This is a genomic window from Micromonospora sp. M51, assembly GCF_018070305.1.
GTDB lineage: Bacteria > Actinomycetota > Actinomycetes > Mycobacteriales > Micromonosporaceae > Micromonospora > Micromonospora parva.
The window spans coordinates 1-2,030 of sequence record NZ_JAGPXZ010000945.1; the positions used below are offsets into that span (position 1 = coordinate 1).

General features: G+C 74.8%; 3 protein-coding genes and 2 tRNA genes. 2 read left to right on the top strand and 3 right to left on the bottom strand.

The genetic code is table 11. The features are described from left to right. Positions 1-1,006, top strand: a 1,006-nt coding sequence (locus tag KBX53_RS31065) for an FtsX-like permease family protein (protein WP_309140900.1), incomplete at its 5' end; no start/stop codon positions are given. Positions 1,007-1,091: 85 nt separating this feature from the next. Here the strand turns inward: KBX53_RS31065 and KBX53_RS31070 are convergent. Continuing rightward, positions 1,092-1,166: transfer RNA gene (locus KBX53_RS31070), tRNA-Val, on the bottom strand. A gap of 30 nt (positions 1,167-1,196) precedes the next feature. Next, positions 1,197-1,269 (bottom strand) — tRNA-Gly (locus tag KBX53_RS31075). A 148-nt stretch (positions 1,270-1,417) separates the two neighbouring features. Between KBX53_RS31075 and KBX53_RS31080 the strand changes: the two genes are divergently transcribed. Then, complete coding sequence (locus KBX53_RS31080; protein ID WP_030336096.1) at positions 1,418-1,660, top strand: DUF6458 family protein; 243 nt, start codon at positions 1,418-1,420, stop codon at positions 1,658-1,660. Between the two features lie 134 nt (positions 1,661-1,794). Here the strand turns inward: KBX53_RS31080 and KBX53_RS31085 are convergent. Then, a partial coding sequence (locus tag KBX53_RS31085) for an isocitrate lyase/phosphoenolpyruvate mutase family protein (protein WP_210863304.1) occupies positions 1,795-2,030 on the bottom strand: 236 nt, incomplete at its 5' end.

Sequence of the window (2,030 nt, forward strand, 5' to 3'; positions counted from 1 at the left end):
GTGGAGCACCGTCGGCGCCGACGCCCGCCTCGACCTCGGCACCGACGCGCAGGCGGCGACGCCCGCACTGGCCGATCGCGTCGCCGCCGCACCCGGGGTGCAGCAGGTCGTCGTCGCGCAGGTGACCGAATCGGCGCGCGTCTTCGCCGAATCGACGCTGTTCACGCCCCGCCTGGTCGTCGTGGACGCCGCCGCGTTCCAGCGCCTGCTGGCCACCACCCCGTTGCCCGACGCGCCGGCGCTGGCCCGGCTCTCCGCACCGGCTCCCGCCCCCGGGGACGTACCGGCGTTGGTCCTGTCGAACGACAGCGAACTGCGGACCGGCGCCCGGCTGCAGCTACCCCGCGACGACGCTCCGGCGATCCGTCTCGCCGCGGTCGGTACCGCGCCCGCCGTCGGCGGCGCCGGCGACGTCGTCGTCGTGGACGCCACGGCCCTCGCCGCCGCCGGCCTGCCCGCCGTGGCGAACACCGTCTGGGTGACCGGTCCCGGCGCGGCGCGGGCCGTGTCGAACAGCGGCGTCGCCGCCGACGTCGTGCTGCGCGCGGACGTCCTGCGCGCGCAGCGGGTGGCTCCGCTGACCGCGGGGCTGCTGCGGCTGGCGTGGACGGCCGCCGCGGTGCTGGTGACGCTGGGGCTGCTCGGCCTCCTGCTGGCTGCCGCCGCCGGTACGTCGGAGCGCTGGCACACACTGGTCCGGCTGCGCACCCTCGGCCTGCGGCCCCGCGACGCCCGCTGGGTCGCCGCCGGAGAGCTGCTGCCGCCGGTCGTGGTCACCGCCGGGTACGGCCCACTACTCGGGGCACTGCTGGCCCGCCTGACGCTCGGCCCGCTCGACCTGCGGGTGCTCACCGGCCAGCCCGGCGACCCGGCGACGGTCCTGCCGTGGTGGCTGCTCGGCCTGGTGGGCGTGGTGCTGCTGGCGGTGGCCGCCACTGTCGTCCCGGTCGAGTCGGCGCTGCGGCGACGCGACCGGCTCAGTGAGGTGCTCCGCGCCGGCGAGTGAACAGACGCCCCCGGTGGTGCGGGCCGGAACGCCGAGGCCCGTCACCGGATGTCCGGTAACGGGCCAGTCGATGTGCCGGTGGAGATGGTGGGCGATACTGGGTTTGAACCAGTGACCTCTTCCGTGTCAAGGAAGCGCGCTCCCACTGCGCCAATCGCCCGTGGTGGCCCCCCGTGGGGGGCGGATCGCGAGCGGACGACGGGATTCGAACCCGCGACCCTCACCTTGGCAAGGTGATGCGCTACCAGCTGCGCTACGTCCGCACGTCCCCGACTCGCGTCGGCGACAGGTGAACTCTACCCGATGCCAAGATCGCTTGGCACGGCACCCTGGCCGGTCGGCGGTTGCGCTGGTCGCCACCGGGGTACTGAAGGGCTCGACAGCGCACCACACCCCCTTAAGGAGGCTGTCGTGGGTATCGGCACCAGCATCTTCCTGATCGCGCTCGGCGCGATCCTCACCTTCGCACTGGACGCGAGCGTCGGCGGCATCAACCTCGACGTGGTCGGCTGGATCCTGATGGGCGCCGGACTGCTCGGCCTGATCATGACCACGCTGATCTGGGGTCGCCGCCGTCAGGTGGTCACCACCACCGAACAGCCGGTGGAGTACCGCCAGGTCGAGGAGCGGCGGGACATCGCGCCGCCGCTGTGACCCGGCCCCCCGGCGCCGCTGACGGCGCCGCCCGGATCACCGTGACGCCGAGCCGGTCGCCCCGCTGAGGGACGGCCGGCTCGTCGCACGACGACCTTGGATACGCCGGACAGCGCGCGGCGCAGCCACACCGCTCAGCGCATCAACGCGTTGAGGGTGCCGTGGTCGAGGGCGTCCGCCAGCGCGCCGTACGTGCCCGCGCCGAGCGCCTCATCCGCCGCGCGGCGGGCGACCGTGTACGCGGCCTCCGCGACCGAGGAGCCGAGGCTCACCCGGGCCACCCCCAGCCGCGCCAACTCCGGCACTGTCGGCGCACCGGGCCCGGCCAGCACGTTCAGCGGCGCCGGCACCGGTCGCACCAGCTCTCGGA